8 protein-coding genes are annotated in these 6,103 nt (G+C 34.3%); all 8 read left to right on the plus strand.

Annotated elements, in window-relative coordinates:
• Positions 1-333 precede the first annotated feature (333 nt).
• Positions 334-702: a hypothetical protein gene (locus DEAC_RS20385; RefSeq protein ID WP_083996379.1), complete on the plus strand. Its 369-nt coding sequence runs from the start codon at positions 334-336 to the stop codon at positions 700-702.
• 140 nt (positions 703-842) lie between these two features.
• The gene (locus DEAC_RS20390) at positions 843-1,256 is read left to right on the plus strand and encodes an OsmC family protein (protein WP_047811939.1); all 414 of its coding nucleotides are present in this window, start codon (positions 843-845) and stop codon (positions 1,254-1,256) included.
• A gap of 397 nt (positions 1,257-1,653) precedes the next feature.
• Positions 1,654-1,833: a hypothetical protein gene (locus DEAC_RS20395; RefSeq protein ID WP_047811940.1), complete on the plus strand. Its 180-nt coding sequence runs from the start codon at positions 1,654-1,656 to the stop codon at positions 1,831-1,833.
• A gap of 58 nt (positions 1,834-1,891) precedes the next feature.
• Positions 1,892-2,410, plus strand: coding sequence for a hypothetical protein (locus DEAC_RS22440; RefSeq protein ID WP_053006547.1), 519 nt, complete (start codon positions 1,892-1,894; stop codon positions 2,408-2,410).
• A 277-nt stretch (positions 2,411-2,687) separates the two neighbouring features.
• A complete protein-coding gene (locus tag DEAC_RS20405) occupies positions 2,688-3,197 on the plus strand; it encodes a hypothetical protein (protein WP_047811941.1) in 510 nt (169 codons plus the stop codon).
• Positions 3,198-3,331: 134 nt separating this feature from the next.
• Positions 3,332-4,006, plus strand: a complete 675-nt coding sequence (locus DEAC_RS20410) for a hypothetical protein (RefSeq protein WP_047811942.1) — start codon at positions 3,332-3,334, stop codon at positions 4,004-4,006.
• Positions 4,007-4,422: 416 nt separating this feature from the next.
• On the plus strand, positions 4,423-4,896 hold the full coding sequence (locus DEAC_RS20415; protein WP_242847231.1) for a GNAT family N-acetyltransferase: 474 nt from the start codon (positions 4,423-4,425) through the stop codon (positions 4,894-4,896).
• 657 nt (positions 4,897-5,553) lie between these two features.
• The coding region (locus DEAC_RS20420) for a transposase (protein WP_047811944.1) at positions 5,554-6,103 on the plus strand (550 nt) is incomplete at its 3' end.

Consider the following 6,103-nt stretch of genomic DNA (forward strand, 5'->3'; position numbering starts at 1 on the left):
AATGGCAACGGCTTCGTTCGATAGAAAAATAGTAATAAAAGACAAGACGGCTGTGGATGTTATCGTGAAAGGGTTAGAGTCTCCAGTGAATGCTAACTCTTATTCTACGGTTGACATTACACAAGAATTTCAAAGAGGCAAAAACGCATTAAAAAGGTTCTCATCCCGCTCGAAGAACTCTTATCAGAAGTAGGAGCAGATAAGGCTCAAGCTATTTTATCCACTTTTTCATGTGCCAAAGACCCAGATGTGCAGTCTTTTCTAGTTAATAAATCTATTTTATTCGAACAAATTTCGAAGAGCAGGACTTTTTTAATCGTTGATGAAGATTCTTTGGATGATGGGGACTTTAGAATATTGGCGTATTTTAGCTTGGCTTTGAAGTCTCTTAAGTTAGATAATTCACTTTCTAAAACCCGAATAAAGAAAATTGATGGGTTGTCAAACAAAATAGAGGATACCTCAGTCTATCTGCTTGGACAGCTCGGCAAAAATGAGCCATATCAGAAAGATATACAAGGTAAGGAAATACTTGAGAAATACGTTTTTCCCCTAGTGACACAGGCTGTTAAATACGTAGGCGGTAGAATCATCTTGATTGAGTGTGCTAATAAGGAAAAGCTTATCAGTTTTTATGGGAATAACGGATTTGTCTACTTACAAGAAGACGAGTATGTTCAAATGATACGATTTTTGGTTTAACTTTTGAGTTATTGAGTTATATCGAAAGTATGAAAAGATTAAGATGAATATGGTCTAATGATTCTCAGACACCCAGGGGTTATATGTCCTTGGGTTTTTGAATATAAGAATAAAGTAGAATTTTGCGGGGGGTAATCTTAGTGCAAAAAGTATCCGGCCTTTGGCAAGGTGGGAAAAAAGTATCCCTATCATTAAATCCGGACAGGAAAATTGTGATCGATGAGAATGGTCCCAAAGCAACAGATTTAGTCTTAGCAGGACTCGTAGGATGTAGTTCCGGTGTTTTTACGATGCTTTGCGAAAAGATGAGAGTTGATATTCATGGCCTCAAAGTCACAGCCGAAGCTGAGCGAGCAACAGAACCTCCGAAGCTATTTACTAAAATTTCTTTGATCTATCATATTGATGTGGATAAAAATTTGGAAAATAAAGTAATCAGTGCTATAAAACTGAGCAAGAAGTATTGCACTGTATATAATATTTTGGACCAAAGTACGGAAATTAGTGTGTTCTGTTATATCAATGGGGTTAGTATCGAATACGACGAAAAATAGCACGAAAACTGGACATTGAACGAAAAAACCTCCAGTCGTAGGTAGAAATACGATTGGAGGTTTTTATGTCAGAAAAAAAGGGAATGCCAAGATACAGCGCAGATACTAAAGAAATGGTTGTTACACCGTCAAAATTACAATTTTGCAAAAACAATACCGTATGTAGTGTTAAAATAGTTTAGGAAAACTACATATAGTGTTTGGATTTACATGATTAATGAACCAGAACGTTTTTTGACTTTCTGGTTTATTATTTTAGGATATTATCATCTGCAGAAGGAATATTTAGGAACTTGTTGAACTGTAGATGAAGGAAATTTATGGCATCTTGACTCCTACTCGTAGAGCAATTGTTATAAGGATTGAGTATTACGCTACATGAGTTGGGGAGGATGGTATGGAAGGAGCAGCACTTTTAATAATAGCCACAATTACTTCAATGTTGTTCTTTATAAATAGCGTGTTTCTAATCAGAAGAATAATCGAAAAAAGAGACATAGCCTTTCACACAATTGGCGGGGCAGTGATGTTTGGGGCTATTGTTTTTACTACACTGGGAGTTATGACGATGAGATAATTGGCAGTCTTTGAAAGACTTTAGGACATTGCATTCCAAAATTAAGGTTGGGATAAATATGAAAAAGGTTATGAGATGGATTGGTTTAGTTATTGCCATTGTTGTAGTTGCTGTAATATCCATAAAAATTGTCGATTATAATTCCTTGACAAGTAAGAATACCAGGAATTTGGAACGGTTTTTATCCCAGAATACTTATCATGCAAATGGAAAGGTAAAGGATTTAATTACTATTGACTATGATAAAATGTATGTTTTTCAGCCTTATCAGTCGATGGATGAAATGGAAAGACAAATTGGCTTAAAGTATCCAAAATTAGAACAGGGCTTAAGCGAAGGAATGAATAACATTTTATTTGTCATAGACAAGGAACCAGTTGCTTATTTGTTTGGATATCCCAGCAATACTGGATATTTCGTCAATATTCCAAGTGGTGAGTACACTAAAGCACAATTTGAAGGCATGACGTATAAAGCGGAGTCTAGAGAAGTCGGCAACTCTTACGGAACCCCTAAAACATATGTAAATTACCAGTTTATACAAGGAGCGAAGTCAAAATATTTTAAATTTATGTAGGGAGAACATTTTCATGGAGTTACTGAACATCAATGGGAAAGACTATGAATTCGTTCATAGATATGGAAAAAACAATGAACTTAGAAAGTCTCTAAATGATTTAACCCAAATGATATTTGGTTTTAATTTTGAACAGTGGTATTTAAATGACGCGGGTGTTAGCTAATGCGACACTTTTTTATGTATTCAAAATTGTGAAATCTAGCATAAAATTGTTCAGCGTAGTAAATTAATGTAATTACAAAATAGGAAAACGAATTTTACGAGGAGAAGTAATATGATAAAGAATTGTGCCAAGTTCATCATTATTTTATTAATTATTACGAATCTAATATTTATTTCAACAACCGTTTTCTATAAAAGTAAAATTGATAATCAAGTATTCAAAGTATATACATTCGAAGGCGAAAATAAAGATATTCGATTAAGCAATGGCATTATAATTATCTATCCTAGTAAACAGATTGTTAACGGTGGGCAAATACACTATATAGGCAATAAATTAGGAAATATAAAATTTTATTCTAAGACTATTTATCTGAATAAACAAGGGCATCAAGACCATATCTTATCTAACTCTATGTTGGATTATAACGGCCCGCTGATGACGTTTCCTGATGAGCTATTACTAAATAGAGATATTGGAGGAATAAGTGGAGAGAAACTACTCAGTGACAATGACATCAAAACAATCAAAGATAACCTCTGTTTTTCTCTTAACTGTACACTAGATGACGGTAAACCTATAAATTTTATTGTTAAACTAAGTGTAAAAGAAATTCTGTGAATTAAATGAAGTTGATTAATTCCATTACGGCAAATAAATGCATAAGTAAAATAAAGGTAATAACCCCATCGGTCACTAATGTTTGTATATGGGGTTAGTCCATATCAGTTATTTATAAATAACAGAGGGAACATATGAAAAAGTTTTATATATATCATAATATCAAAGGAAACAATCTTAAACAATTATTACTGTTTGTTGGAAAATACAGTGATAGAATGTCCTTTGCAAGATATTATAAAGGTAAACTTACTGAAGAAGAATTTAAGCAATTGCAAATGGAATATAAAGCATCAATTCTTGAAGAAGATAAAAAGAAAAGACTACATTATAAGGAAAACGTGAATGGATATAGAGATAGAATTAATAATTTCTGTAGAACTGATATGAGCGTCGAAGAATATGCCGAAAAATATTTTAATCGACTTCTGGAACAAGATATTATGAGTTGTAATTTAAACTATGAGAGATTTGAGAACGGGAAATATGAACCGTATAAAAGAATGAGTGCCGATTTTTTATATGTGAAGTATACAAGAAAGACACCTGTAAACAGGGGACCAGTCTTTGAAATGTGCTTTTTTATGATAGGTGAAACCTATCGCAAATTATTGTTAAATATGAATAAGTTATTTGAATTCCCTTATCAAATTGAAGATGGAGAATTTGAAGACTTAACTTTTTATAAAGAAGAAAGATTATTATTAGCGATTTGTTCTCATGAACGTTTTGCATATATGAATTTAGAGGATGACGAATACCAGGAATTCTTAAAACTTGATATTTTAAGTGATTTAACAGAAAGATAAAAACGTTTGAAATAGCATGTATGTGGTATGGCGGAACGGGGACATGGACGTTAGCTCAAAATACAATACATATTATAGCAGGATACCCTGGTAACACAGCAAACAACCAATCTGACCCAAGAGGAAATAAACTAATTTACAATGCTTTAAAAATTATTGGAAAGATAAAAGAGTAAATGAACGTTAAATTATTGATGAGGTAACCAATATATACTTAATTCTACGTAAAGTTGATTGACTTGCCAATGATTACATCTTTTTAATTAGAAAAAGCGAAGGATTATTGTTCAATTATTCTTTAACCCAGTAGTTAAATCCGTCCGCTCTAACCAGCCCAGTGTTGGACGGACATTTATAGAACCAGGCGGAATTGCCACTCACAATACAAATTTCAATAAGTTTAGGAGATTAACATGATGCCGTTGCTAGATTTCCAACCAGTTACCTCTAAGCATCTTGAGGTATTTAAAGAAATAGTCAACTCAAATAATGAATATAACTTGTTATCTGAAGGTCATGCTGTACTTAGTGATGCAGAAATCCTAGAGATGTATGAATCATCTAAAAGGCTAGGTGCAGTAACGTGTTTTGTTAATTACGATGGTTGCCCCGTTGGGGTAATTGATTACCTCATCAAAAATCCGTCTGACAACATGCCGTGGTTAGGTTTGATGATGATACATGCCCAGCATCAAAGAAAAGGATACGCTATCGAAGCACTGAAAAAATATGAGTGTTTAATGCGGAATAAAGGTTTAAAGAAAGTACGCCTCGGCGTTATCAAAGGAAATAACCGTGCGTTGAATTTCTGGATTAATAGAGGATTTATCTTTTATCATGAGAAATTAGGAGATAAATTTATGGTGATGTGTTTTGAAAAGGAGTTGTGAAATTTAAAAGACTCTTATCTGAAGATTGATGGGTTGTCAAACAAAATAGCGGATACCTCAGTCTATCTGCTTGGGCAGCTCGGCAAAAATGAGTTTTATCAGGAAGATATAGAACGTAAGGAAATACTTGAGAAATAGATTTAAAAACTACATATTGTGTTTGAATTTGTGTGATTAATGAACCAGAATGTTTTTTGACTTTCTGGTTTATTATTTTCGAATATTATCATTTGCAGAAGGAATATTTAGGAACTTGTTGAACTGTAGATAAAGGAAATTTATGGCATCGTGAGCAATTGTTTCAAGGATTGAGTATTACGCTAATTGAGTTGGGGAGGAAGGTATGGAAGGGGCATTGATGCTTGGGGCTATTTTCGAACTTATACAATTATACTGCCTTTAGTTATATTCCCTTCTATTTAACCCTCTATTTCATTGCCCTAATGGCAACAAAACTACTTTCTAAGAATAACACTGTTAAGATATGAAGTTTGTTGTGAATGGTAAACTAAACCATACACATTTACGCCAATGAAAGCATACAGGTTTCTGCCACAAAGCATACAACTTTTTGCCAACAACCATACAACTTAAATCAAATACAGCGATCGGACTTTGTTAGAATAGTGACTAGCAAAGAGGTCAGGAGCTGTTAGAATGAAAGGATTTAAGATGTATAAACAGATACAACAACTTAAAGAGATTGGATTCACTCGGTCTCGGACAGCCAAGCAGCTGAACATAAATCGAGAAACTGTAACACGGTATTGGAACATGACAGCGGATGAATTCGCCAAGCAGCTGTATAGCATTAACCGGGAACTGTTACTTTCAAACTATGAGGAAATTATCATCAACTGGTTGAAACAATATCCAACAATGACAGCCGCCCAAGTATGCGATTGGCTCAAGGAGCATTACAAAGAGGATATCAAGGAACGAACTGTCAGTCGTTATGTCAAAGGGTTACGAGAGGAATATAATCTGAAAAAATCCAATCATCCCAGGGATTATGAGGCTGTAGAAGAGCTCCCAATGGGGCAGCAGTTACAGGTGGACTTTGGTGAAAAGTGGATGCAATCCATTGATGGGCAGCGTGTAAAGATTCGCTTTGCAGCCTTTGTACTCGCTCACGCACGTTACAAATGGGCATTCTTTCAAACTCGGCCATTCACAACAAGCGATCTGGTTTCAAGCTGTCATGAGT

This window comes from Desulfosporosinus acididurans (genome assembly GCF_001029285.1).
In the GTDB taxonomy this organism is placed as follows: domain Bacteria; phylum Bacillota; class Desulfitobacteriia; order Desulfitobacteriales; family Desulfitobacteriaceae; genus Desulfosporosinus; species Desulfosporosinus acididurans.